The sequence below is a fragment of the Wolbachia endosymbiont (group A) of Cydia strobilella genome (genome assembly GCF_964026745.1).
GTDB classification, from domain to species: domain Bacteria; phylum Pseudomonadota; class Alphaproteobacteria; order Rickettsiales; family Anaplasmataceae; genus Wolbachia; species Wolbachia pipientis.
The window spans coordinates 379,511-404,769 of record NZ_OZ034694.1 but is presented as its reverse complement, the minus strand read 5'-3'; the positions used below and the strand labels follow the sequence as shown (position 1 = coordinate 404,769).

The window sequence follows — 25,259 nt, the reverse complement described above, 5'->3', positions numbered from 1 at the left end:
AATATGAAAAAATACATTTTAAATGCTATTATAGCGATAAGTATTCTATTAACAGGATGCAAGGAAGATAAACACGATAATATCATTAGATTTGCAATTTCTGCAGATTATCCACCTTTTGAATATTATGAAAATGGTAAATTTACTGGCTTTGACATTGAGCTTGCTCAATTAGTAGCAAAAGAGTTAGGTAAAGAAGCGATATTTAAAGATATGCAGTTTAGTACTATATTTGCAGCATTGCAAAGTAATTCTGTAGATGCTGCTATATCTACTATTGGTAGCACAGAAGAGCGTGAAAAAAATTTTGATTTTTCAAATAGTTATTATACAGGGGAATTTGGTATTCTATATCACAAAAATAAACCCATAGCCGGTATAAACAACTTAACTCACAAGAAGATAGCCGTTCAACTAGGAACTGTCATGGAAATTTGGCTAAAAGAGCATGTTCCTACAACAGCTCAAATTATTGCTATAGACAATAATAATCAAGCTGTAGAAACATTAAAGTCTGGTCATGTTGATAGCGTCCTAATTGATGAATTCCAAGGTAAAGTATTTAGCAAAAAAAATCCTGGTCTATCATGGTCAGCCATCGCTAAGTCAGATAATGGTTATTCTATTGCTGTGAATAAAGGATCTGATTTAAAGGATAAAATAAACGAGGCGTTAAAAAGTTTAGAAAGTAAAGGTGTAATACAAAAGATAGCAGAAAAATGGCTAGGAGATAACTGATGCAAGAATTAATTTCTAATTTCTTGTTTGTTGGAACAGGCCTTGCCTTTACTTTAAAATTATTGATTGGAGGACTGCTTTTAGGTATGAGTCTAGGAGGGTTATTTTCAGTACTCAGATATAATAAGATCTGTATTCCATTAATTAATGGAATTATATCTGTAATACGTGGCACCCCCCTTATATTACAGTTAAGTGTTGTTTATTTTATGACTCCAACCATTGCAGGAATTAAATTAAACATATTTAGTGCTGGCATTATAGCATTTGGTCTAAATAGCTGTGCTTATATTGCTGAGATTTTACGAGCTGGTATTGAAACTATATCAAAAAACCAGTTTGAAGCAGCTAAAACTTTACAAATACCTAGTTTCTATATGTGGAGAGATATTATATTACCACAAGTTATTAAAAATATTCTTCCTGCAATGATAAATGAGATCATTGCACTCCTTAAAGAAACGGCATTAATCTCTACTATTGGTGGTGTTGATATTATGCGCTCTGCGCAAATGCTTGCAGCAGAACAATTTACTTATTTTATACCACTTTGTCTTGCTGGGGCTTATTATTACGCTCTTGTATTACTAATTGAATATATAGGCAAAAAGATTGAACAGAAAGGTATATATGATAAAAATGCATAATGTTTGTAAATTATTTAATAATGTTCCAGTACTTAATAATATTAACCTGATTATAGAACAATCTATAGTTGGTCTTGCTGGTCCTTCTGGTAGTGGTAAATCAACATTGTTACGTTGTATACAAAAACTCGAAGTTTTAGATTCTGGTAGCATTGAATGCAATGATAGTACTGGTTTTGTATTTCAGGATTTTCAACTTTTCTCACATATGACTGTCTGGGAAAATCTTACATATGCTCCCAAACTTAAAAACAAAACTCAGGATCAAAGTGATTCACTACTTGAGTCTTTGGGTATTGCCTCTAAAAAAAATGATTACCCTAGTAATCTATCCGGTGGGCAAAAACAGCGGGTTGCGCTTGCCAGAAGCTTAATGATGAATCCAAGGATTCTATTATGCGATGAGCCAACGTCTGGTTTAGACGTAGCAACAATAGTCGACGTTGTGGAACTATTACAATCAGTTAGAGATATGGGTATTACTATGATTATCGCTTCTCACAATTTGGATTTTTTAACAAAAATATCAGATCGGATTATTCTGTTAAAAAACGGAAAAATAATTGTAGATATCAATCCTAAAGAAATTGATGAACCAACAAACTATTTAAAAAATAATTATTAAAAGAGAATCACTCATATCATACTGAGAGCTATAACAGATTTTAGCATCGAAAATTACATAATATACATTATGGAAAACAAAATTACATAATGTAAGAAGCAATGCTAAAAATAAAATCACATAATATAGCAAACTATAGCTAACCCAAGAAAGGTTTTCCTACGTCATACCGCCGCGATATCTCAGCATAGATTCCGCTAACAAGTAGCGGAATGACGAATTTTTGTTTTTCAAACTGTCGGTAAATCTAAGTCAGTTTAGCTATATGTGTCAAGCACTGGGATGACACCCTCCTGATGGGCCAAAATCACAATGTTCGTACAGTTATGGAATGAATCGCGGTATGACGTGTTGCCTTGATCAGCTATAAAGATGATGCTGCGGAAGTTTTTAGTACTTGCTCGCAACTTTCAACAATTTAATAGCACTGGTGTTTACAACCTCTCCGCCGACACGCTTAGTGACAAAAAACCTCACATAAGGTTTATTCGTATAAGGGTCTCTTAATATTCTCATTCCTCTGTTATCTACAATCTTATAAGCTTGTTTGAAATCTGCCATCGCAATTACTGGTAGCTGATTGTTTGGCGCTGGTGGCATATCGGCAGATTGATATACTGGTATTCCCATTAAAGTATCTGGAGCTTCAAGCGACAGACTTGGCTGCCAGAGATACTGACCTGTTTGAGATTTTAGCAGCCTGATATCCTGCAACGTACTCCTGTTCATCAAAAATGACGCATTTTTGGAATAATATTCGTCCAGAGAGTAATACAACATCATTATTGAATCACTATCTAATTTTTCAGTTTTAACTTGCTCTATTTTATTATAACTGTTTCCATTTTCATAAGCTAAAATTCCTTTTGGTTGAAAAGTGCCCTCACCCTTAATGAAGGCTTCGCTTTCTTCCTTACTAAAAGTCTCGGCAATCTTTTCCACCAGCCAACTCTCAACATCGACAAACGCATCATCGAGTAACTTTTGTGATATTTGTGGTTGAGCATATAACTCGTAAGTTGTGACGGAAATCTTTTGGATTTTGGGCGTGTCCGTATCTTTTGCAAAATCATACTTAGACTTATTGCCACCGTCCTCATCATCTACTGTTTCACTGCTCCAACCTGCACCGGCGCGGTCAAAATCTTCTATAATGTAATCCAATGTTTCAGTAGAGATTCTTTGACTGGAGCATATTTGTCGCATTGGGGACGAATCAGTTACGCGCTTGTTTATGCGTTTTACAATATGCGGAGTAACTAGATACCCCACGATATCACTGTCATCTCCACTGAGGGTTTTGTGTGATAAACCGCTTTCCATTCCCTTGCGGATATAATCAGAAAAATATTTATCGCTTGTGCTAAAATTTGTATTTACTTCTGGGCGTTGAGCTGCAGTTTCGATCAAGTCTAAACGCTCTTTGCAACTATCAATGGCATTATTTACCTTGCATAGCTGCTCAATTGTTGCAGAATCAGCACGCCCTTTGCTTTCAATTTCTTTTAGTTTGCGATCATTTATTAATTTAAATTGCTCCCATGATGAAGCGAGTTCATTGATACGGTGAGCGATATCGGTAAGTGACATAATAGCCTCCTTTGAAAATGAAATAAAAATGGAAATAAGGTAATAGGAATGGCATCCATAGATGTTTCCCACAGTTGTACGAATATTGCAATATGGTACATAGTAAACGATGTCATTCCAGTGCTCCCTTTCTTGTCATCCCAGTGCTTGACACTGGGATCCAGCTTCTATGCAACTTAATTAAAAACGTTTGTTTTAGCGTAAGACAACTACCTTTAGCTCATCAGCTCAGTTATAAGCAAAATTTCTGGATTCCAGTGTCAAGCACTGGAATGACATCATCTGTTGTGCAATTTACCTTTAAAAATGAATGTTCGTACAGTTATGTGCTTGGCACTGAAATGGCATCATTTTTTATCTGTTGAAAATGTAAACCGAAAAATAGCGTGGCACTTTGTGCCACGCTTAGTACTGTAAGCTTAATCCAGTAATTAAATTAAGCGAGGTAAAATAAAAGATAATGACACTATATAATGTTCGTTCTTTTATGTCAAGCACTTTTTTGAATTTTTTTGGTGATAATTTTTATCCAGTTATTTTATTATTGTAGTATAATTTCAATGCCAGATACTATCATTATGATCACTATCTAAATTTAAATCGTAATTATCATCAAATTTATATATCCCCTCCATCTCTTCTCTATGCAATTCATGTGAATCACCTAAAGCTTTTTGATTAGAAACGTCAACACAATACTGTAACAGTGCTCTTAATGCTCCAGCACTATCTTGATCTAAATTAAAATTGCTAAAATCAAATTTCTGCATATTCTCCACATGTCCTTCTCTACATAACCTACATATCTTAGCAAAAGCCCTTTCACTTTCTCGACTCCAAGCATTAAGAAAGTAAGGATCTACTACTTTGCTAAATTGTTTCTCTATCTCTTCAAGAGAGCTCTCTGGATTAAGTTCTAATATTACTTTGAAAATCCCACTGCCATGGAATCCATAAAATTTACTAGATAAGCTATCTTTTACAAAATTAACTGCATCATCTATTGTAACACCAGAGCGAGATTCAAATATCATCTCAAATGCTCCATAACAACTATCAATACCAAAATTAATTATTTTTTCCATAAAATCAATTACCTCTTCTAAGGAAATTTGTGGCTTATTCCTCAAGATAACTTCTAAACTCTTGACAAAATTATGCCCATGCTGACCCATAGCATGGGTTTTCCCATTTATTGTATAATGATATAGCTTCTTATTTTCTATTATATGCTTATTGCACTGGTAGATATGTAGCTTATTCAATTTGCCAGAATATTCCTCTATTTTCTTATCTGGTAATTTTGAGCGGAATTCCTTGATTACTTCGCGTATTATTCTATTGATATTACTCATGCTTATTCCTAATTAATATGTTAGTATTTTTATAAATTAAGTTATTATATTAAAATTCTTTCATGGATTTCAATATTAGCTCCGCACTACTTGTAGTTTTTGTAATGGGTCTGCCAATGACGATATAATCAGCTCCTGAATTTATTGCTTCTTTTGGTGTTGCTGTTCTTTTTTGGTCGTCATGACCTGGATCTATACGAATTCCTGGAGTAATAATTTTAAAGTCTTCACCGCACTCTCGGCGCACTTCTTGAGCTTCTAGTGCAGAACAGACTACTCCATGGAGTCCAATCTTTTTTGCAAGCTTTGCAAGCAAAATTACCTGTGATTTTGCCTCTCTTGCTACTCCAAGCTCGTTTAAATCCTCATTGCTCATACTAGTTAGCACTGTCACTCCAATCAGCTTTATTTTTGTGCCTTGCACTACACTTAGCACTTCTTCAAGCATTTTTGTTCCACCGCTGATGTGCAGAGTTAACATTTCAATGTTCAGAACTTTTATTACTTCAACTGTTTTGGCTACAGTGTTTGGAATGTCATGCAATTTCAGATCTAAAAAAATTGGTACATTGCATTTTGCAACTTCTTGCACTCCAGAAAGACCTTGAGCAGCAAAAAATTCTAATCCCAGCTTTACCATGCCAACTTTACCACGCAGAGCATTAGCTAGAGAAATAGCCTTATTTAAGTCTTGTGTATCCAGTGCGCATATTATTGGGTTCATTATCTTGCATGATTTATCTTATAATAAGACTCATTGTTGTGTTTTGCAAATACTTTCACTCTGATTGAACTGACTGCGTTCATAAGATTCTGTCAATAGTGAATTTGGCAACTTGGTCTGGGTGGATGAGCGACTGACAAATAATGATTCATATCCAAGATCTTCCAGCGAAGAAGAAGGCGTTTCGTCTGGCAAAAGCCGTGCAATTTCTCCTTGTAACGCAGACTTTAATATTTGAATCGTATCTAATATTGCTTTTCCATCATTATTTCTTATTGGTTCTTCTATATTGTCTGTTACGCATCTTATCAACAGTTGCGCAAAATTCACTTGTTTTTCTTTCTCTTTCAAAAAATCTTCTATTTGACTGTCTCGTTCTAAAAGTGAATTTCTTAAACTTTTTACTTCATTATTACAATCTTTTCTTATCCCATCTAACTCAAAAGATTGATTTTTAATTAAACCATTTGCTTCATCTAACTCTTCAAATTTCTCTTTTAATTCTTTAGATAAATTTTTCTTTTCTTTGTTGACCTCTTTAATTTTACATTGTAGCTTATCTAAGTTTGCATGCAGCCTTTCTTGTTCTTCACGTAATTCCTCTACTTCTTTAGAAAGTTTATTTTCTTCCTTATTCAATGCCTCTACTTTTTCACTAAGTTCATGTTTTTTCTCACGTAGTGCCTTTTGTACTTCACGTAACGTTTCTATTCTATCATTTAACCCCTTATTCTCTAGCTCTAAATGTTTATTATCATCCACTTCCATCTTCAGCTTTGCAATAAATCTACTTCTTTCTTCCAACTGTTTCTTTAAACATGAGATTTCAAGTTTTAATTTCTCTTCCTGCTCATTAAGCTTACCTATTTCCTTTCTTGTTTTGTCCAATTCATTGTCTATTTCAAACGTACGATTCTTTGCTGTTTCTAATTTTTTCTCTAAAGATTTTTTTTCTTCAAGAAGAGATTCTCTCTCAACTTCTGACTCATTTACTTTCTGATCCAATCTTTTTGCTCTCTTGTCTAAATTTTGCTTCTCTCTAGTTAATTCATGTAATTGATTCTTCACTTCTTTGTTTGCAGCTTCTTCAGCTTCCTTTCCTAGAGTTATTTTATTTTCCAACTCTTGCTCTTTCTGAGCGAATTTATTTCTCTCAATCTCTATTTTCTTATTATTACGAATTATTTTATACGAAAGTGCAAGCACCAAAACAGATAATGTAGCTAAAGCAAGAATTAGAGGAAGAGGCACATTAGAAGTTACAATAAGCGCTAAAGATGTAAGTAACGTAAGAGTAGCTAAGGAACTAGCTATAAAATAAAATGTGTTAGCCTCACTAAGCAAATTGCTCATTACTCCCCTCCTCCCCCCACGTTCAGCAGTCTTGTATATATTTATTAAAATTCTCTTATCTGTGGAGGAATTATAGTGCTGCACCTACAACAAACTTTCCTTTTTCAGCCTGCTAGCTAAAAATAGCTAAGGTTTTATGTATCCAGTGTACAACTGTACTCAAAATGTGTGGCAGCTGTTGGTCGGGGTAGAACATCCACTGGTATATCCAGGATCTTCCACAAATGAAGGAACAGACGTTTCGCCTGGCAAATATTGTGCAGCTTCTTCTACTAACACAGACTTTGTTGCTTGAATCACTTGTAATATTACTTTTTTATCATCATCTCTGATCACTTCATTTTCCCTTACTAATTTTTCTACCTCATCTGTTACATATTCTATCATCCGTTGCAAAAAAAGCACTTCTTCTTTTTTCTTTTCCAATAAAGCTTTTTGAAGTTGTTCTATTTGAGAGGATTGCTTCAAAAGTGAACTGTTTAATTCTTTCACCTTATTATCGCGATCATCATTCACTGTTGTTAATGTGTTATCAGATTCTTTCTCTTCTTTTTGTAAAGATAATGACTCCTTTTCCAGCTCCTTAATTTTAGATAAGTACTCTTTCTCCTTTGTACACAATTTATCAACTTTACTTTCAAGATCAGTGCGCTTTTGACGTTCATCACTAACTTTACCTTCTAATTCTTTCTTTTCCTTTTCCGACTGGCATAACTTCTTCTCTAATTCTTCTATGTCGCTTTCTGAGCTCTCATGTTGTTCTTCCGATTCTAAAGTTTTTAATTGTTTTACTTCTTCTACTTCTACTTTTTTTCTTAACATAGTTAATTGAGTACGCAGAGAAGAAGCTTCCCTACTTTTATGTTCTAATTCCAAGTTTAATTCATCTTCATATTCCAATCTTAAGCGTAACTCATCTTCATATTCTGACTTTAAACATAACTTATTCTTTTCACTTTCTAATTTGCATTGACACAATTCCTCCATTAAAGAATCTACTCTTTCATTCAATCTTGTATTTTCATCACGTAACTCTTGGTGTTCAAGAGAAAGCATCTCCTCCTTATGTTCTAACTGACCTTTTACTTTTGCTTCCAATTCTACATTTTTATCACGTAAATCTTTGTTCTCATTATTACTAATTATTTTACATGAAAGTGCAAGCACCAAAATAGATAATGTAGCTAAAGCAAGAATTAGAGGAAGAGGCACATTAGAAGTTACAATAAGCGCTAAAGATGTAAGTAACGTAAGAGTAGCTAAGGAACTAGCTACAAAATAAAATGCATTAGCCTCACTAAGCAAATTGCTCATTACTCCCCTCCCCCCCACGTTCAGCAGTCTTGTATATATTTATTAAAATTCTCTTATCTGTGGAGGAATTATAGTGCTGCACCTACAACAAACTTTCCTTTTTCAGCCTGCTAGCTAAAAAATGACTTAGACCTTGTGTATCGAGTGTACCATTGTACTTATAATGTCTAGTTAGCTATTGATCGGGGTAGAACATCTACTGGTATATCCAGAATCACATGAAGCATCATTCAGCTTTTTATATGGCGGTCTTATTGGAGTGGATATATAAGGTGGTTTTGGTTTCGGGAACTGTTTATTAACAGACTCATTTTCACCTATTCCTTCAAGTTCTGATAAATGTTCACTGCTTATATCTGAAGAAATGGAATGACTTTGCTTGTCTTCCTGCCCAATTACTGCTTGCAGACGTTTAACTTTTCTTTCCAAATCAGAATTATATATTCTTAATTCATTGTATTCGTCACCCAACTCTTTTTTGCTACTTTTCAACTGACTGTTATTATTGCGCAACTTTTCATTAAGTTTTTTTAACTCTCCTATCCTATCAAGATTTTTAGTTTCTTCCTCTTCTAATTCCTTGCATCGTTTTTCTTTTTGTTCTAAATATGCAGTTAGTTGGTGCATTTTTCTTGTTAGTTCACTTAATTCTTTTATCAGTAGTATTTCTTCTTCCTTTTCCTTTGCACTCTTTAATTCAGGTTGTAGAGAAGAAGTTTCGCCTTTTTTTCTTAACTGCACTACTAATTTTCCTACTTTTTTCCTTTTCTCCTCTAAACATGTTTCCAATTCTGTTATTCTTTCTTTTAATAAAAGAGCTAAAATTTCTTCATATTTTAATTCATCTAACTGCCTTTTTAAGGAATCTATTTCTTTTTGAGGTTGAGATAATTCCTCCATTAAAGAATCCACTCTTTCATTCAATCTTACATTTTCATCACGTAACTCTTGGTGTTCAAGAGAAAGCATCTCCTCCTTATGTTCTAACTGACCTTTTACTTTTGCTTCCAATTCTACATTTTTATCACGTAAATCTTTGTTCTCATTATTACTAATTATTTTACATGAAAGTGCAAGCACCAAAATAGAAAGTATAGACAAACTCAAAGCAACAGGAAGAGCTACATTAAAGGCTGCAACTGAAGACAAGAACTTAACATAAGGGGCAACAGCAAGTGTCCCAGACGCAAGCAATACCAAAGTAGCAAGAGCACCAGCTATAAGATATGGTGCATTGGCTTTATTATATAAATCCCCTATTATTATTCTCTCACAATCAATAATGACTATGATAGCATAGATATCAAAGGAAGTGAAGCTATAAAAATCAGTATAAGTCTATATTCACTATGTATTTCCCGTCTTCAGTTTCAAGCTCAGACTGCATCCACTCTATCGTTTCCGCATTGCACACTGCCTGCAAATCATCCTGTGCGGATTGATCCAACTTATCCTCTCGTAGATCTGCTTTTATCATCAACTTTTTTATCAGATGCTTAACTGATACATTATTATCTGCCTTTATCTTTCTGATAATATTTAATATCTGAATAACATTATCTCCCATTTCCTCTGAATATTTATCGTAGATAAGTTCTTCTTTGCTCGGCCAATTACTTTGATTGTGTACAGAATTATAACTATACAACTGGTGGTATATCTCTTCTGTAATGTAAGGCAAGAAAGGTGCAAATAACCGCAAAATAATATTCAGTACATACGCCAAGCTTTGTTTTGCACTTAAGTTTGTTTCGCTGTCTACTTTATCTCCATATGCGCGCTTTTTTGCTAGTTCCAAGTAGTTATCACAAAAATCCTTCCAAAAAAATTCCTCTATTACGCCCAAAGCTTCGCAGTATTCAAACTGTAATAGGTTATTTGTTGCTCTTTCTATAACTTTGTATAACTTAGACAATATCCACTTATCCATTGTCTCGTGAGCAGAATTTATGCTCATCACTTGATGCTTTTCCATGAACATGGAAACGAACTTGCTAGCGTTCCAAAGTTTTGTAACGAGGCGCTTGCCAATTTTGAATGTATTTTCAGAGTAGACTGTATCAACTCCAAGCCTTGAGTTCGCTGCCCAATAGCGCACTACATCAGCTCCATAAGTTTCAAGTATTACATGAGGAGTGATGATGTTACCCTTTGATTTACTCATCTTTTTCTTATCATCTGCTAAACACCAACCGCTGATCATAATGTTTTTCCAAGGTAAAGAATTTGCATGATAATGTGCCTTTAAAATAGTATAAAAAGCCCAAGTTCTTATTATCTCATGGCTCTGACTGCGCAGATCTGCAGGAAATATCGTATCATAGCGATGATTTGGTAAGCTAAACTCACTGTTTACTGCCAGTGCACTTAGTTGAGGAGTAATTGAACTTGTGGCCCAAGTATCCATTACATCTTGATCTGGGATAATCTCTTCTTTGCTATACCCTTTTGGTAAATCTTTCGATGGATCTATAGGTAGGGCCTTTATTTCAGCTAGGATGATTTTGCCCTCTTCTCCTTTACGCTTGGAATACCACGCTGGAAATGGCACACCAAAATAGCGCTGCCTTGAGATGCACCAGTCCCAATTTAGCCCTTCTATCCACACTTCCATGCGTTTACGCATATTGCTTGGATACCAATTGCATTCTTTTACTTTATCTAATACTTGAGCTTTTTGCTCTAAAGTCTTGATAAACCATTGATAAGTAGGCAATATCTCAAGTGGTGCACCAGATCTTTCTGCACACTTAACAGAATGAGAAATGTTAGTGCTTTCTACCAAAAGTCCTTTTTTAGTTAGGATTTCGATCATCCTCTTTCTTGCTGCTGTAACTTTCAATCCATTTATTTCATTTAGTATATCGTCTGTCATCCGAGTAGCTGACACTGGGATCCATTCTTCTTTTTTCTGACCATACGCTGACATGATATCTTCCTCTGTCATCGCTGGCATTGGCTCTTTTTCCTGGATTCCAGTGTCAAGCACTGGAATGACATCATCTAGGTCCATCCTTCCATCCTGATCGATGATAATTTTCATCGGTAGATTATGCTTTTGCTGCCAATATATGTCGAGCTCATCACCAAACGTACAGCACATAACAAGCCCAGTGCCTTTATCTATTTTGACCTTATCGTCAGCAATGATTAGTACTTTTTCCTTTGTTATTGGCACTACCGCTGTTTTTCCGATCAGATGAGTGTAGCGCGTATCCTCTGGATGACAAAAAACTGCAACGCATGCTGGAAGTAGTTCAGGTCGCGTAGTTGCAATATTGATTTGCTCATTTTCTTGAGTAGAGAAAACTATCGTGTTTAAGGATGACTCAAAAACTTTATCTTCTATTTCTGCTTGCGCAATTGCTGTTTTATCAACCGGGTCCCAAAGGATGGGCTGCATTTTTCTATATGCATACCCTTTATTATATAGATCAATAAACGACATCTGTGAAAGCGTCACAGTTTCCTTGCTGATCGTGTGATATTCCAAATCCCAGTCATAACTAATGCCGACCGATTTAAATAGTTCCTTGAATTCTTGCTTTGATTTTTCAATAACCTCATGGCACATCTCTATAAATTTTTCCCTGCCAACTTCTTTTGCGCGGGTTTTATAGGTTTGCTCAACCAATCTTTCAGTGGGAAGCCCATTATCATCAAACCCAATTGGGTAAAACACATCTTTTCCCAGCATGCGCTGAAACCTTGCAATAAAGTCCGTGTGGCAATAGCTAAATATATGGCCAATATGCAATTTACCCGATATTGTCGGTGGAGGTGTGTCTATAGTGAAAGTGTTATCCTTTTCACCATTCCACCTGTAAACTTTACTACCTTCCCATAATATGTTGCATTTGTCTTCAACTTCTTTAAAGCCGTATTTTTCTTTTAACATAAATATTTCTCAATTTTAAACCTTAAGCTAGCAACGTCATACCGCCGCGGTATCTCTAGATCCCGCTAACAAGCAGCGGAATGACGATGGTCGGTAAACCTAAATTACTTTAGCTATAGCACAATTAAGTAAATACGGCAATTTTACGCCAAAATTTTTTGTTTACGAACATAAATTTTCTATGCTATGATAAAAATATTACTTGACCTTAGGTTCTAAGGGTATTATGTAATGTTAAATTATAATTGAGGTTCGTTATGCTAAGCTTAAAGAATGGTACAATACAGGTTGCCGATGATAAAATAGTGCTTGTTATAAAAAAAGATGATTATGAAGAATTTAAAAAGTATAAAAACGTAGATAAGAGTGGTGCTATAATTGATGACAAGTTTTATGTGGGCTGTACGCTAAATGATCAACAACTATATATTACTGGTTCTTATCCTCAAGAAGAACTAGGAGATAATACAATCATGAATGTAAAATCCGTTGGGAAAAAGGGTGGCAAATATTTTAGTCGCCTAAAAGAAATGAAAAATCTGTTAGGCTTTAACGATGGGAAAGAGGAGATTATGGTAAAAGCCCTATCTTGCCATCCCACAGTACAATTGTTAGAAGAGAAAAATGTTAAAACAACAGAATTGGAAGCTGCAGAAGAGCAGTTAAAGGGGAAAAATGAAGAATTAGAAGCTGCAAAGAAGAAAGCTGAGGAGGAATTGAGAATTAAAACACAAGAATTACAAGATCAATTGGACACAGCTCAGCAGGAAAAACAAGACTTAGAAGCTGAAGTGGAAAAACTAAAGGCAATAGATTCTACAGCGTTGCAGCAGCAGTTAGAAGAGAAAAATGCTAAAATAACAGAATTGGAAGCATTAGATGCTGTGGCGTTACAGCAAAAGTTAACAGAGAAAGAGAATGAAATGACAGCATTAAAAGCTCAACCAGATGCTGCTGTTACGAAGTTAGAGGGTGAAAAAACAACACTAACAAATAAAATAAAAGATTTAGAAGCACAGTTAAACAACCAACCAAATGCTGCTCAGTTAAAAGCCAAAGAGAATGAAATAATAGCATTAAAAGATCAAGTTCAGCAGTTGCAAGCAGCACCAAATGATACTGCTGCTCAGTTAAAAGCCAAAAAGGATGAAACAAAAGACTTACAAAATCGATTGACTGAAGCTGAGGAGAAAAATAGAAAACTAGAAGATAAAAGCAAAACAACTGAGCAACCAAAACAAGGCAATGGAGCACGGTACACTGCTACTGTTGGTATGGGTCTTGCTGCTGGACTGATAGCATTTACTGCACTTGAACGTACAGTTAAGTTAGAGATGTTAGTAATGATTGGTATAGCAGTAGCATCTGCACTCGTAGCCGGTGGTATTACATATGCAGTATTACCTAGTACTCAAGTAGATGGGGCAAAAGCACAAGAAGTAAATGAGAATGGGAAAAAGAAGTAACAAGGGTTAAGCCGAAATGTACGTGTCAAGTAAAACACTTGACGCGAACTTCAGTTTTTATATTCCTTCATTAGCATAATATAATTTTGTGCTGATTGTGTAATATGTTTAATTTCTTCATTCGACATCTTTTTGAAGAACTTTGCTGGCCTGCCAGCCCATATTTCCCCACTTTTTATCACTTTTCCGTGTGTTACCAGTGAGCCAGCAGCTACCATAGCTTCAGGCTCCACAACTGCATGGTCCATCACGGTAGAGCCCATACCAATAAACGCTTTATCATGCACCGTGCATGCATGCAACATACAAAAATGTCCCACTGTTACCATACTGCCAATAATTGTGTCACCACCTGGGTTTCTATCCACATGAATTACCGTTCCATCTTGAATATTTGTTCCATTACCTATTTTTATTGATCCAACGTCCCCTCTGATTACACAATTAAACCAGATGCTTGCATCTCTTCCTATTTCAACCTTGCCTATGATATGCGAACCACCTGCGATGAAAGCACTTTCGTCTATTTTTGGTTCATAATCTTTGTATTTTAAAATGTGATACATATTAAGCCCAAAGTCTTATGCATATGTTAATCAAAATAAGGTAAGCAGTAAATACATACTTAGATTTCAAACTACTTGGATGACAGATGTTCTTGACTTACGTGCTTTGTACTGCTAAGATTTTTATTTTCAGCCCTATCTATAATGTCAGTAGCGGTATTAAGTATATTTCAAATAATATTGGTTGTTGTGTTAGTAATTTTAGTGCTCTTGCAGCCACCTGGGAGTAGTTCGTTAAGTGGTTTTAGTAATACACAACAGGGGGTCAACTCGATGATTCCAGTGAAATCTTCTGAAAACCCGCTCAGCAGAGTAACGGCTATTGTTGCTGGATTGTTTATTATAAATACATTGCTATTGTCAGGATTATGTTCAAAAGACGTACATAAAAAATCGATCGCAGAGAAAATTATATTAGAAAAAAAGCAAGAAAGTGAACCTACTTCTGTTCCATTTGAAAATTAATGAAGGAAGCTAAATTTATCTTTGTTACAGGTGGAGTTGTATCGTCGCTTGGTAAAGGCTTAGTTGCTTCAAGCGTTGGTGCGCTTCTTCAAGCTCACGGTTTTAAGATCCGTATCAGAAAACTTGACCCGTATCTCAACATTGATCCTGGGACAATGAACCCAACTCAGCACGGAGAGGTATTTGTGACCGAGGATGGTGCTGAAACTGATTTGGATCTTGGGCATTATGAGCGTTTTACTGGAATTAAAGCAACAAAAGATGACAATATAACAACTGGTAAGATATATCATGAGTTATTGAAGAAAGAGAGGCGTGGTGATTATCTGGGCAAAACTGTGCAAGTCATTCCTCATGTGACAGATTTGATCAAATCGTTCATTTTTAATGGTACGGAAGGTTTAGATTTTGTAATATGTGAAATAGGCGGAACTGTAGGTGACATTGAAAGCCAACCATTTTTGGAGGCTATACGTCAAGTTAACTACACATTAGGAAAACAAAGAGTTATCCTTATTCACTTAACTTTAATACCATATCTTACTGCAGCGCAAGAATTAAAGACAAAACCAACGCAGCATTCAGTTCGAGAGTTAAATTCCGCGGGGTTACAACCAGATATTATATTATGCCGCAGTGAGAAAGAAATTTTCGATAATCAAAGAGAGAAAATAGCTAAGCTTTGCAATGTTTCTTTATCCAATGTGATACCTGCTCCTGATGTGAGTCATATATATGAGTTACCGGTGTTGTATAGCCAATGTGGGCTTGATACGCAAATTTTGGAGCACTTTCATTTAAGTAAGCCAAAACCAAGCTTGATTGAATGGGATCAAATAGTGCATTCTATAAGGCACCCAACACAAGAAGTTACTGTATCTATAGTGGGAAAATATACCGAATTCCCTGATGCATATAAATCACTAGTTGAAGCATTAAATCATGGTGCGATTAGTAATAAAGTCAAAGTAAAGATAAATTGGGTTAACTCAAGAGAGAAGGAAGAAAAACCTATAAATGAAAAACTTATAGGAGAGAAATTACAGAATTCTCATGCAATCCTTGTTCCAGGGGGGTTTGGTGATGACGGAGTAGAGGGTAAAATATTAGCAATAAATTATGCCCGTACAAATAATATCCCATTTTTCGGAATTTGCCTTGGTATGCAGCTTGCAATTATTGAATTTGCTCGTAATGTTGTTAAGCTTGAAGATGCACACTCTGAAGAATTTCGTAACTGTAAACATCCAATCGTTAAGTTAGCTGGCGATCAAGATGACGATCTTGGTGGAACCATGAGACTTGGGGCATACAAATGTAATATAAATGCAAACTCTAAAATGATGGATGCATATAGTAACACTACTATTTCAGAAAGACACAGGCATAGATACATAATCAATTCAGATTATAAAGATGATTTGGAAAAAAATGGGCTGCTATGCAGTGGCATATCAGAAGATGGAACGTGCATAGAGGCAGTGGAGTTAGAGAGTCATCCGTGGTTTATTGGTGTGCAGTTTCATCCAGAATTTCAATCAAAGCCGTTTTCTCCTCATTCTCTTTTCGTGTCGTTCGTTAAAGCAGCAATTGATAAGAAATAAGTGCCTAGTGTTTAAGTATCAATATATGGAGCTTGCCATAGAGCAAGCCAAACTCGCTCAAAAAAATGATGAGGTGCCCATAGGTGCTGTAATAGTGAGTGGAGACAATATCATTTCTTCTGCACACAATATATCCAGCGATCCAACTGCGCATGCAGAGATGTTAGCGATCAGACAAGCATTTTCAACTTCCACGCTTTGTGATGCTGATATGTACGTAACATTAGAACCATGTCCGATGTGTGCTCAAGCTATTTCCTTTGCCAGAATTAAACGATTGTACTTTGGAGCTTATAATCCAAAAGGTGGAGGAATTGAAAATGGTGCTAAGATATTTCAATTTTGCAGCCATATACCTGAAGTTTATGGTGGAATATTAGAAACAGAATGCTCTTTTTTGTTAAAGGATTTTTTTGAGAAATTGAGAACATAGTTTAAGTCTATCAATTGTCATTTGCTTGCTTATCTCTGAAACTATCTTCACTTTTTTCCATATAGCCGCCTCTAGTCTAACTGTGCAGATCGATTTGCTGACACGTGCGTAATAAGTACAACATTAGAGTTGCTAGATAAATTATTATTAGTACCAGCTTCAGCGGCCAAATAACGACCATCTTCAGTACATGTGAGTATATAATTTAATAGTGTTGCGGCTGCTTCCCTATCATTCAGTTTTGGGTCCAAACAATAATCTATCAATTTACTAATTGACTGTTTATTTGTAACTCGACCCTCAAACTCCCTGAGAGATCCTACTCTCTCTCCTAAGTTTATAACGAATTGCTGCGTTTCTTCAGGTGTAAGTTTACCTACTCTGTAATCTAACTCATTTGCGGTTCTTGCACGTTCTACTTCTTCGTGTCCATAGCAGCCTAATAGGTTACTTATTGCCTGTACCATACCATTTAGACTATTTGCAAGTTCTACTCCTAATATCCTATACAATGACTCTTGTACCGATGTCGTATAAACTTCATCAATCACTTCTTTCAGGCAGACCAGAGTATAGATTATAAATTTTCTTTCTTCTCTTGATTCTGATAGGCTCTTTAAAATATCAGTAAGAGTTGGTACTATAACATTCCGCACAACTTCTTGATTTCTTATTAAGTTTGGTACTGTATTTTTTAATACCTTAGCCCACTGCTTACCTTCAGGCAATTTTCTTTCACTTATGGCAGTTAAAATTGTACTTCCAAGAGTTGGATCAGTTATTGCCTGAAAAATAGCATATGATACTTCCAATGATAAATGGTAAACAAGCGATAATAGATGTAAATTGGAAATAGGAATGCTGGAGCGTATCTTTAGAACATCTTTAACAGCAGCATAGAATTTCTTTAAAGTACTAGAATCTCTAGCACCTTGAAGTTCTTCAAAATTACTTAACTTATTAATGAAATTTTCTTGTATATTTTGAAATCTTGCTTCAATTAATTCCTTTTTGGATGTCATTTTTTTAGCTACACTTTCAGTCTTTTCCTTTACTTCCAGGTATAGTGCACCTGCTTCTGCTCCTCTTTCTGCTATAGTTGATAACCCGCTAAACAAATCATTAGCTGCTTCTTCTAGACTTATGTTAAATACAGCATTATTAACAATTACCTCGTGTTTGCGTTCCCCTTTTACTTTTTTATATAATACAAACAGAGACATAGATGCTATTGCAGTCAAAAAGAAGGTCACAGCTACTATTACTAACACTAGCGGAGACATTTTAATTAGAGTAAACGTGGCTGCAGCTCCCATACCAAGCGAAAACATCGCTACACATCCAACCGCTACTTGGAAATACAACTTACAGTTTTTCTTATTATTTGAAATGTTTGCGTTATTTGGAATGTCTGCTCTGTTTCGTAAAAGAAACCCGATACCTTTTATATCTCGATTCTGAAGAGCTTGTATCAGTAAAGATGACCCATTATGCGAAACATTTGCTCCTAGATCTATACAAGATTGAGCACTATCAAATAATTTATTGTTGAAAAAATACTCCAATAGTGTTTCACCAGAAGGCAATTTGAAATTTTTTACTAACTGCATGTTTTCACTCTGATCACCTCTTTCTATATATAGCTTGAATAAATAAACAGCTTCCCTAGGAGCTATTCTTGCGTGAAAAGCATATTCAAATGCTGTAAGGTTATCATGATTTTTGATATAGAGATCTGCACCATTCTTAAGAAAATCATAAAAAGTAGCGTCAGCTGTATAGGTTTCATCACATTCAATTAAGCGCTGCTTAATAAAATTGACAACAGCGTAGTGTAGTGAGCTATTTCCATTATTATCTGGTATATTAACGTTAACTCTTTGTTTTATGAGATATTTTGCATGGCCCAACTTATCTTGAATAATTGCATTTAGTAATAACGTTCTTCCTTCAGCATCTTGAGAATTTACTCCTTCATGTGCTCCCCTTTCAAGCAATAGCACAGCATTTTCAACATCACCTTTTTCAGCTGCAACACTCAGTAGGGCTTGATCACCTTTATTAACATTAATGTTAGCACCATTTTTTAGCAACCAATCTATAACCTCTTCCTTTTCGCATCTGTCCTCAATCTCTAATGCTTTTGTAAGCACATCAAAGCAGTAGTTATGGTCAGAAACAAGTTTATTTAAATCTAATTCCCCTATATTAAGGTTGCGTGAGTATAAAAACTTTTCACTATGTTGTGCTCCATATTTTTGCAGCAAGCTATACATTTCACTGCCATATTGAGCATAATCCAAAGCAGTACAACCATCATTATCCTTAGCATTTACTTCTATTTTTTGACATAACATAGACAATGGCAAAAACCTTGCTACCAGGTACTGAGACACTTCTTTTTCATTAGCTTCTAAAAACAACTCAACAACTTTTCTATTTTCATTCCTAACAGATCTATGCAGTACAGTACGATCGCTAGCATCTATAGTATCAATCCTACTGCCATTGCTTATTAATGAACTTATAACTTTTGATGAGCATTTTTTTTCTATAGCAACGTCTAGAATAGTTTTGCCATTTTTTGTAGCATTTATATCTAAATCTTCCTTGATAAGCTGCTTAATTCTGTTTTCCCTATCGGTGCTGTTTTTTATTCTCAACACATCTTCAAAGTACTCAAAATCAGACCACGCATCACACAATGCTTCATTTTCTACTGATTTTTGTATTCTTTCTGAGTAAGCAATATCTGAATGAACAGCATTTCCTGCTTGTTCACGTACTATATTAATTCTATTATTATTTTCTGTATTTGTTGCCATATACCTTCTATAAAGCCTAACTTATATCATACTATATTTGTGACGCTTGTAAAGACTTAAATTTACAGTTGGAAATACTGTTTTTTTAGACGAATAGAATAAGAAATTAGTGTTACGCATAAAAAAGTTTATCATGGCATGTGTTTTTGATCGTTCTAATTTTTCCGCAATAAAATTTTCTCATTTAGCGAGATTAGCGCATTTTTCACACCTTTTTTCAACTTAGGAGAATACACACTTAAGAGAAAACTAAGACCAATCAAATTTCTTATCTTGCGGTTTTATTTGCAATATTGCTACCACACTGATCAACAAGCAGAAGACTATATAAAGCCCAGCAGCAAGGTTTGTTTGAGGAAATGTTACAGTCAACCAAATACAAACCATAGGAGTAAATCCTCCATGTAACGCATAAGAGATATTGCGTGATAAGCTCACACCACTAAATCTAACATTGGTAGGAAAGAGTTCAGATGCAACTATTCCTATGGGAACTATACCCCTTTCTATTATAGAGAGAACCATTACGCTCAACGCAATCACAAGATAATTTTTATAGTAATATGCAATAGATAACGCAGGACAACACAGTGCCATTGTAATTGCTATAAATAAGATTGCAGTGCGCTCTTTTCCAACTTTATCAGCCAACATTCCAAACGCTATTGAAGATATCGGCATTAATACACTGGTTATAATCAATACAATTTCGTTGATATATGTTGTTACATAAACATCCACTGATGCTATTTCCTTTGCGAGAGTTCGAAGAAATATGGTAAATCCAACAGCAACATTAACAGGTACAGATATTAAAATAGCAAGTATAAGAGCTCTCTTGTGGCGTTTTATAAGCTCTATTATTGGCAAATCAGGTAAATTTCTTTGTTTTCGATTTTTTTCATATGCTGGAGTTTCTCCCAATGTGTATATGCTATACGCGCTAATTAATCCTAAAATAGCTGAGAAAATAAATGGCAATCTCCAACCCCAGGTACAAAAATCAGTAGTTTTTTTGCAGATAATCACTATCACCGCAGAAAGCAAGACGCCAATGGAGCGACCAAAACCCATCATTCCAAAATACATCCCTAAGTTCTCTTTCCTACTGGATAAATGCTCTATAAGATAAACAGAACTTCCTTGTTCACCACCAAGTGCAATTCCTTGTGTTATATGGATTGCAAGAAGCAATATAGTAGAAATTATACCTACTTGATTGTGACTTGGAATAAATGCAATGAGACTTGATGGTATCGATATTAGCAAGATAGTAATTATTAATGCTATCCTCCTTCCATACCTGTCACCAACGTGACCAAATATGAATGCACCAAGTGGCCTTACAATTGCACCTAGCCCTACAATTCCAAATAATTGCAGTATGTTACTGTAGACATCTTTTGCAAAACAAAACTCTCTGCTGATTATGTTAATCAAATCAATAAAAAGCATGTAGTCATACCATATTGCGATTCTGCAGAGTATGGTTGATATCAACACCCTTGTTTGCACTAAATTCAATTCGTAAATGTTTGCTTATTCTATTCTGGCTGCTTTTTGGGATTTTACAACCTAAACATATGGAGTTGACTTTTTTATTATGGTGTGTGATAATTGCAATGAATATAGCTTATTTAGCAGCACTTATAGCAGCAGCTATAATAAAAATAGCAGCAGTAATACTTTGTGCTATAATGTGTATAAGCATTTTCTTTATATTATTTAAGGGAAAAAGAACACTTAGATTCAAAAGGATTTCTATCTCTTCTGAAAACAGTAGGTGTAATTTCTATAATACTATCAGTTATATCTCTCCCACTTATTATATTAAGCCTTACTACTCCGTCACCTCTGGTAGTAGGTATAGTAGGTGGTATCGTTGGTGCTATTTCCATAATACCATTAATAGTAGCTTACATTTTGCTTGTGGCTATATCGAATATCTTTATTACCAAGTCTTTATAAATTTGAGCTAATGTTACTGTCTTCATTTCTTCTTGGTTGTAATATTGCTGAAAGTTATCTATTTCCATAGGTATAACATATAATCTGATTTTATAAGATATTCTACCGGGATTAAAATATCGTAAATCTTAGGCGTTATAAACAAAATTTACAGGAAAAATAAGATGATACTACTCAAAAAGGCAAACAAGACGGTATTTTTCTGGCATAAGTTAGCGTTCAGCTTTACCTTTCCTTGCAAGACATTTTAGAGCTATTATGTCTTACTTCTTGAAGATACAAGTTAGCGTTTTTAACCCGAATTCTGGATTGGAGATTAAAAAAAACAAGAATATCAATAGCTTATTGTTTTAGCATTTACGATAAAGCAGTAAGCATTTTAAGACTAGTTACTAATTTAGTAAAATTCAAGACTTTCAATAATTTACCTAAAATCTAATCCAGAATTCGGGTTAATAATAAAATCTTGTTTTTTGAAAATGAATTTGGTAAACTTTAAAGATGTATGTGACAATATGGTGATATATTGTTTTTAGTATTTAATAAAGTACGTACTTGATAATTTTTCTGAACGCTCTAATCAAGCTAAAATAGGTAAGCTAGATAAAATTATTCTTAGTTTAAAATTGGTATAAGGTATTAAGATGAAAAAAATTGAAATTTCAGAATTACTAAAAAGAATTTCAATCTGTTTACTATGCGTGGCAACTATTGTCTCTATCGCTTTTTTGTTTGCCTATATGCATACAATGTTGCTTAGTAAAGGGTATGAGTTAGCTGCACATTATGTTAGTGAAGCTATGCCTTGTGTGTTACTTGTCGTTCTCCTTTTTATTGTTTGGTTTGTATATGATCAAGTATTCAGCAAACTAAAGGAAGTAGAGCTGCCTATATCGATAGAATTAGCTAATTCAGATGATAAAAGAATAACATTTGCTGATGCTATAATTGATGACTCCTTAAAACAACGGTTGCAGATGATTTGCTGTGACCAAATGACAGAAGAAATGCGCAAGCTGTTTGGAAATAAAAGTATTAATTCACTAAGAGGTTACATATTATATGGCCCTCCTGGAAATGGTAAAACACTTATCGCTCGTGCAATTGCAGGTGAATCAAATATGAATTTCATAAGCATCTCAGGTCCTGAACTTATTGGAGTATATATTGGTCATGGTGCACATGCTGTACGCGAGCTTTTTAAAATAGCAAAAAAATATTCTCCTTGTATAGTCTTTATAGATGAAATAGATGCAGTTGCACAAAAAAGAAGTACCGCTAATAACTCAGCTTACCATTGTCGAGAGAGTTTAACACAGTTGTTAACTGAAATAGATGGATTTAAGAGCAGAAAAGATATAATAGTAATTGGTGCAACTAACCTTATCGGTGGTATAGATCCAGCACTTATTAGACCTGGACGTTTAGGTCAGAAGGTTTATGTCCCTAATCCAAACATAGAGGTGAGACAAAAGATATTGGCACTTTATATGCGAGGTACAAAAACTGATGAAAAGCTAAGCCTCCAAGACATTGCAGACAAGACTGAAGGCTATTCTGGGGCTGAGTTAGAGCAATTAGTGAATGAAGCAAAAATTAGCGCTGGTGCGCAAAGACGGCTTATAGTGAGTGAGGAAGATTTCAGTTACGCGCTTCACGTGTTAAGTCCCGAACAAGAAAGAAGGTTGGGTTCAAACAAGTGGACACAGACAAAAGAAACTTCTTTTATACAGCATTAACATAAAAATTGAAATTATAGAAGTGTAGTTGAGCCAACCTTCGTTATTCTTATTATTACCCACAAATAAAGACATGGTATTGCATTTACTCAAATAATTTAATTTTATTAACCTGAAAGCTTACTGGATTAAAATTATTAAATTAAGAGTTATAATTTTAGCAACTAAAAGCTGTAAATTGCACCATATAAACAGTTATTTCAAGCAAAAGTCATACTGACCTTAGCCAGAAAAAGTGGTGGAAAAGTTAGGAATGTTTTTTACAAAAAAAGACAGTATCAATAAAAAGGATTTTATTCTATTTGAAATATAAAATTATCATGAATTTTTCTGTTATTCCCAAGTGAATTATTATTAACTTAGCAGTATATATTATTAAAAACACAAGCAATACAATCATTTTTAGCAACCAAAACCAGCAAGCGTGAGAAGATTTTTTTTTTGGAATGAGTTGGTCATGATGTTTGTAAAACTTAATTTGTACACTTTACTTACCCCCAGTAATTCCGATATAGTTACTTTAGTTAAAGTCTATAAAAGTTTATAAATGGCAACCTTAAGTGTAAGAGAAGCTTTATGCACAGCAATTAGAGAAGAAATGCAAAACGACTCTGATGTGCTTATCATGGGTGAAGAAGTTGCAGAGTATGATGGTGCTTATAAAGTAACGAAAGGATTACTGAAAGAGTTTGGAGAAAACAGAGTAGTTGATACGCCTATTACCGAACATGGATTTGCTGGCCTTGCTGTTGGAGCGGCATTTGCTGGATTAAAGCCAATAGTCGAGTTTATGACTTTTAATTTTTCTATGCAAGCTATTGACCAAATTGTGAATTCCGCAGCAAAAACAAATTATATGTCAGGCGGACAACTTGGATGCCCTATAGTATTTCGTGGACCAAATGGCGCTGCAGCAAGAGTTGCTGCACAACATTCTCAATGCTTTGCAGCTTGGTATTCGCATATACCGGGGTTAAAAGTAATAGCACCCTATTTTGCCTCAGATTGCAGAGGTCTGCTTAAAGCTGCAATTCGTGACCCTAATCCGGTAATATTTCTAGAAAACGAAATAGCTTATGGACATGAGCATGAAGTTTCTGACTCTGAGCTATCAAACAAAGATTATCTACTTGAGATAGGCAAAGCTGCTGTTATACGGGAAGGAAAGGATGTAACTATCACTGCTTTTTCATTAAAATTAATGGATGCCTTAAATGCAGCAGATTTACTTTCGAGTAAAGGTATAGAAGCTGAAGTTATTGACCTCAGAACCTTAAGACCACTTGACACTCAAACTGTTATTAACTCTATTCAGAAGACTAATAGGTTAGTTAGTGTAGAAGAAGGATGGCCATTTGCAGGAATAGGAGCAGAGCTGTCAGCCGTTGTTATGGAACAAGGATTTGACTACCTTGATGCTCCAGTTGTACGTGTAACTGGCAAGGACATCCCCTTACCTTACGCTGCAAATCTAGAAAAAAAAGCATTACCGCAAGTGGAAGATATAGTTGAAGCCGTGCATCAGGTCTGTTTTAGAAAAAAATAGTTCTTTTTTGTGTTTCCTGTTCCGCATTGGTCCATCAAAGAAGTATTTCCAGTGCCGCCTATACCACCCATTACTTTTATGACGATAGTTTTAGCACCGAAAAATACAGCACAAAATATACCGAGTGCAAAAAGAGCTGGCCATGGCATTCTACCAAATATCGCAAGCAAAGCTGCACCTATTATCACTACGGTCATAAGCGGTCCGCCTATTCCCCAAACGTAGCCAATAATGTTACATATTACTTGAGCAGTTGTATCAGTATTAGTGTCAGCGGCAGCACTCCCAACATGAGAAAAAGAAATAAATAATACTATAAAAAGAATATTAAAAACTTTCCTAGGGTTCATCTCTATACCTTAAATTTAGATATTGCAATTATACCTAAAATACTATAATTTTT

22 protein-coding genes are annotated in these 25,259 nt (G+C 35.0%); 10 read left to right on the top strand and 12 right to left on the bottom strand.

Going from position 1 to position 25,259, the window contains the following annotated elements; translation table 11 throughout:
- The first annotated feature begins 3 nt into the window (after positions 1–3).
- The 3 genes from AAGD76_RS01965 to AAGD76_RS01955 are packed head-to-tail and all read left to right on the top strand — an operon-like array spanning position 4 to position 2,010.
- Entirely contained in the window at positions 4–738 is a 735-nt protein-coding gene (locus AAGD76_RS01965) for a substrate-binding periplasmic protein (RefSeq protein ID WP_077188142.1), read from the top strand.
- Entirely contained in the window at positions 738–1,385 is a 648-nt protein-coding gene (locus tag AAGD76_RS01960) for an amino acid ABC transporter permease (RefSeq protein WP_007548901.1), read from the top strand. The genes AAGD76_RS01965 and AAGD76_RS01960 overlap by 1 nt, the downstream gene beginning before the upstream one ends.
- Positions 1,369–2,010, top strand: coding sequence for an amino acid ABC transporter ATP-binding protein (locus tag AAGD76_RS01955; protein WP_010962606.1), 642 nt, complete (start codon positions 1,369–1,371; stop codon positions 2,008–2,010). The genes AAGD76_RS01960 and AAGD76_RS01955 overlap by 17 nt, the downstream gene beginning before the upstream one ends.
- Before the next feature lie 390 nt (positions 2,011–2,400).
- On the opposite strand, the gene AAGD76_RS01950 is transcribed toward AAGD76_RS01955, so the two are convergent.
- Positions 2,401–3,600, bottom strand: a complete 1,200-nt coding sequence (locus AAGD76_RS01950) for a phage major capsid protein (RefSeq protein ID WP_341820290.1) — start codon at positions 3,598–3,600, stop codon at positions 2,401–2,403.
- A gap of 92 nt (positions 3,601–3,692) precedes the next feature.
- On the opposite strand from AAGD76_RS01950, the gene AAGD76_RS01945 reads away from it, so the two are divergent.
- Positions 3,693–3,965 carry a hypothetical protein gene (locus AAGD76_RS01945; RefSeq protein ID WP_156518015.1) on the top strand — a complete coding sequence of 91 codons (273 nt, stop codon included), beginning with the start codon at positions 3,693–3,695 and terminating at the stop codon, positions 3,963–3,965.
- Positions 3,966–4,157: 192 nt separating this feature from the next.
- On the opposite strand, the gene AAGD76_RS01940 is transcribed toward AAGD76_RS01945, so the two are convergent.
- From AAGD76_RS01940 to AAGD76_RS01915, 6 genes are all read right to left on the bottom strand, one after another.
- Positions 4,158–4,955 (bottom strand): hypothetical protein, encoded by a 798-nt coding sequence (locus tag AAGD76_RS01940; protein ID WP_341820289.1) that lies wholly within the window; start codon positions 4,953–4,955, stop codon positions 4,158–4,160.
- A gap of 49 nt (positions 4,956–5,004) precedes the next feature.
- A complete protein-coding gene (gene pyrF / locus AAGD76_RS01935) occupies positions 5,005–5,679 on the bottom strand; it encodes an orotidine-5'-phosphate decarboxylase (RefSeq protein ID WP_341820288.1) in 675 nt (224 codons plus the stop codon).
- 30 nt (positions 5,680–5,709) lie between these two features.
- Positions 5,710–7,032: a hypothetical protein gene (locus AAGD76_RS01930; protein ID WP_341820287.1), complete on the bottom strand. Its 1,323-nt coding sequence runs from the start codon at positions 7,030–7,032 to the stop codon at positions 5,710–5,712.
- Positions 7,033–7,191: 159 nt separating this feature from the next.
- Entirely contained in the window at positions 7,192–8,346 is a 1,155-nt protein-coding gene (locus AAGD76_RS01925) for a hypothetical protein (protein ID WP_341820286.1), read from the bottom strand.
- Between the two features lie 171 nt (positions 8,347–8,517).
- Complete coding sequence (locus AAGD76_RS01920) at positions 8,518–9,546, bottom strand: hypothetical protein (RefSeq protein WP_341820285.1); 1,029 nt, start codon at positions 9,544–9,546, stop codon at positions 8,518–8,520.
- Positions 9,547–9,673: 127 nt separating this feature from the next.
- A complete protein-coding gene (locus AAGD76_RS01915; protein WP_341820284.1) occupies positions 9,674–12,244 on the bottom strand; it encodes a valine--tRNA ligase in 2,571 nt (856 codons plus the stop codon).
- Positions 12,245–12,501: 257 nt separating this feature from the next.
- On the opposite strand from AAGD76_RS01915, the gene AAGD76_RS01910 reads away from it, so the two are divergent.
- Entirely contained in the window at positions 12,502–13,710 is a 1,209-nt protein-coding gene (locus tag AAGD76_RS01910) for a hypothetical protein (RefSeq protein ID WP_341820283.1), read from the top strand.
- Positions 13,711–13,760: 50 nt separating this feature from the next.
- On the opposite strand, the gene AAGD76_RS01905 is transcribed toward AAGD76_RS01910, so the two are convergent.
- Positions 13,761–14,276, bottom strand: a complete 516-nt coding sequence (locus AAGD76_RS01905; protein ID WP_264373819.1) for a gamma carbonic anhydrase family protein — start codon at positions 14,274–14,276, stop codon at positions 13,761–13,763.
- 144 nt (positions 14,277–14,420) lie between these two features.
- Here AAGD76_RS01905 and secG point away from each other — a divergent pair, with 144 nt between their 5' ends.
- From secG to AAGD76_RS01890, 3 genes are read left to right on the top strand one after another with little or no spacing between them, the layout of a single operon-like run.
- Entirely contained in the window at positions 14,421–14,741 is a 321-nt protein-coding gene (gene secG / locus AAGD76_RS01900; RefSeq protein ID WP_264373820.1) for a preprotein translocase subunit SecG, read from the top strand.
- Complete coding sequence (locus AAGD76_RS01895; RefSeq protein WP_341820282.1) at positions 14,741–16,345, top strand: CTP synthase; 1,605 nt, start codon at positions 14,741–14,743, stop codon at positions 16,343–16,345. The genes secG and AAGD76_RS01895 overlap by 1 nt, the downstream gene beginning before the upstream one ends.
- A gap of 25 nt (positions 16,346–16,370) precedes the next feature.
- Positions 16,371–16,778 (top strand): nucleoside deaminase, encoded by a 408-nt coding sequence (locus AAGD76_RS01890; RefSeq protein WP_264719318.1) that lies wholly within the window; start codon positions 16,371–16,373, stop codon positions 16,776–16,778.
- 71 nt (positions 16,779–16,849) lie between these two features.
- Here AAGD76_RS01890 and AAGD76_RS01885 read toward each other — a convergent pair whose 3' ends face one another.
- The 3 genes from AAGD76_RS01885 to AAGD76_RS01875 form a co-directional block, all read right to left on the bottom strand.
- Positions 16,850–19,603: an ankyrin repeat domain-containing protein gene (locus AAGD76_RS01885; protein ID WP_341820281.1), complete on the bottom strand. Its 2,754-nt coding sequence runs from the start codon at positions 19,601–19,603 to the stop codon at positions 16,850–16,852.
- 249 nt (positions 19,604–19,852) lie between these two features.
- The gene (locus tag AAGD76_RS01880) at positions 19,853–21,118 is read right to left on the bottom strand and encodes an MFS transporter (RefSeq protein ID WP_264373821.1); all 1,266 of its coding nucleotides are present in this window, start codon (positions 21,116–21,118) and stop codon (positions 19,853–19,855) included.
- Positions 21,119–21,324: 206 nt separating this feature from the next.
- A complete protein-coding gene (locus AAGD76_RS01875; RefSeq protein WP_341820280.1) occupies positions 21,325–21,501 on the bottom strand; it encodes a hypothetical protein in 177 nt (58 codons plus the stop codon).
- Between the two features lie 714 nt (positions 21,502–22,215).
- On the opposite strand from AAGD76_RS01875, the gene AAGD76_RS01870 reads away from it, so the two are divergent.
- Positions 22,216–23,310 (top strand): ATP-binding protein, encoded by a 1,095-nt coding sequence (locus tag AAGD76_RS01870; protein ID WP_341820279.1) that lies wholly within the window; start codon positions 22,216–22,218, stop codon positions 23,308–23,310.
- 547 nt (positions 23,311–23,857) lie between these two features.
- A complete protein-coding gene (locus tag AAGD76_RS01865) occupies positions 23,858–24,856 on the top strand; it encodes a pyruvate dehydrogenase complex E1 component subunit beta (protein WP_010082654.1) in 999 nt (332 codons plus the stop codon).
- Here the strand turns inward: AAGD76_RS01865 and AAGD76_RS01860 are convergent.
- Positions 24,832–25,206 (bottom strand): TrbC/VirB2 family protein, encoded by a 375-nt coding sequence (locus AAGD76_RS01860; protein WP_341820278.1) that lies wholly within the window; start codon positions 25,204–25,206, stop codon positions 24,832–24,834. The two genes, AAGD76_RS01865 and AAGD76_RS01860, sit on opposite strands and share 25 nt — an antisense overlap.
- Between the last annotated feature and the right edge of the window lie 53 nt (positions 25,207–25,259).

Excerpts from the sequence above, each read along its gene's own strand:
- AAGD76_RS01965 (WP_077188142.1), top strand. The coding sequence starts at position 4 with ATGAAAAAATACATTTTAAATGCTATTATAGCGATAAGTATTCTATTA.
- AAGD76_RS01960 (WP_007548901.1), top strand. The coding sequence starts at position 738 with ATGCAAGAATTAATTTCTAATTTCTTGTTTGTTGGAACAGGCCTTGCC.
- AAGD76_RS01955 (WP_010962606.1), top strand. The coding sequence starts at position 1,369 with ATGATAAAAATGCATAATGTTTGTAAATTATTTAATAATGTTCCAGTA.
- AAGD76_RS01950 (WP_341820290.1), bottom strand. The coding sequence starts at position 3,600 with ATGTCACTTACCGATATCGCTCACCGTATCAATGAACTCGCTTCATCA.
- AAGD76_RS01945 (WP_156518015.1), top strand. The coding sequence starts at position 3,693 with ATGGTACATAGTAAACGATGTCATTCCAGTGCTCCCTTTCTTGTCATC.
- AAGD76_RS01940 (WP_341820289.1), bottom strand. The coding sequence starts at position 4,955 with ATGAGTAATATCAATAGAATAATACGCGAAGTAATCAAGGAATTCCGC.
- pyrF (WP_341820288.1), bottom strand. The coding sequence starts at position 5,679 with ATGAACCCAATAATATGCGCACTGGATACACAAGACTTAAATAAGGCT.
- AAGD76_RS01930 (WP_341820287.1), bottom strand. The coding sequence starts at position 7,032 with ATGAGCAATTTGCTTAGTGAGGCTAACACATTTTATTTTATAGCTAGT.
- AAGD76_RS01925 (WP_341820286.1), bottom strand. The coding sequence starts at position 8,346 with ATGAGCAATTTGCTTAGTGAGGCTAATGCATTTTATTTTGTAGCTAGT.
- AAGD76_RS01915 (WP_341820284.1), bottom strand. The coding sequence starts at position 12,244 with ATGTTAAAAGAAAAATACGGCTTTAAAGAAGTTGAAGACAAATGCAAC.
- AAGD76_RS01910 (WP_341820283.1), top strand. The coding sequence starts at position 12,502 with ATGCTAAGCTTAAAGAATGGTACAATACAGGTTGCCGATGATAAAATA.
- AAGD76_RS01905 (WP_264373819.1), bottom strand. The coding sequence starts at position 14,276 with ATGTATCACATTTTAAAATACAAAGATTATGAACCAAAAATAGACGAA.
- secG (WP_264373820.1), top strand. The coding sequence starts at position 14,421 with ATGTCAGTAGCGGTATTAAGTATATTTCAAATAATATTGGTTGTTGTG.
- AAGD76_RS01895 (WP_341820282.1), top strand. The coding sequence starts at position 14,741 with ATGAAGGAAGCTAAATTTATCTTTGTTACAGGTGGAGTTGTATCGTCG.
- AAGD76_RS01890 (WP_264719318.1), top strand. The coding sequence starts at position 16,371 with ATGGAGCTTGCCATAGAGCAAGCCAAACTCGCTCAAAAAAATGATGAG.
- AAGD76_RS01885 (WP_341820281.1), bottom strand. The coding sequence starts at position 19,603 with ATGGCAACAAATACAGAAAATAATAATAGAATTAATATAGTACGTGAA.
- AAGD76_RS01875 (WP_341820280.1), bottom strand. The coding sequence starts at position 21,501 with ATGGAAATAGCACCAACGATACCACCTACTATACCTACTACCAGAGGT.
- AAGD76_RS01870 (WP_341820279.1), top strand. The coding sequence starts at position 22,216 with ATGAAAAAAATTGAAATTTCAGAATTACTAAAAAGAATTTCAATCTGT.
- AAGD76_RS01865 (WP_010082654.1), top strand. The coding sequence starts at position 23,858 with ATGGCAACCTTAAGTGTAAGAGAAGCTTTATGCACAGCAATTAGAGAA.
- AAGD76_RS01860 (WP_341820278.1), bottom strand. The coding sequence starts at position 25,206 with ATGAACCCTAGGAAAGTTTTTAATATTCTTTTTATAGTATTATTTATT.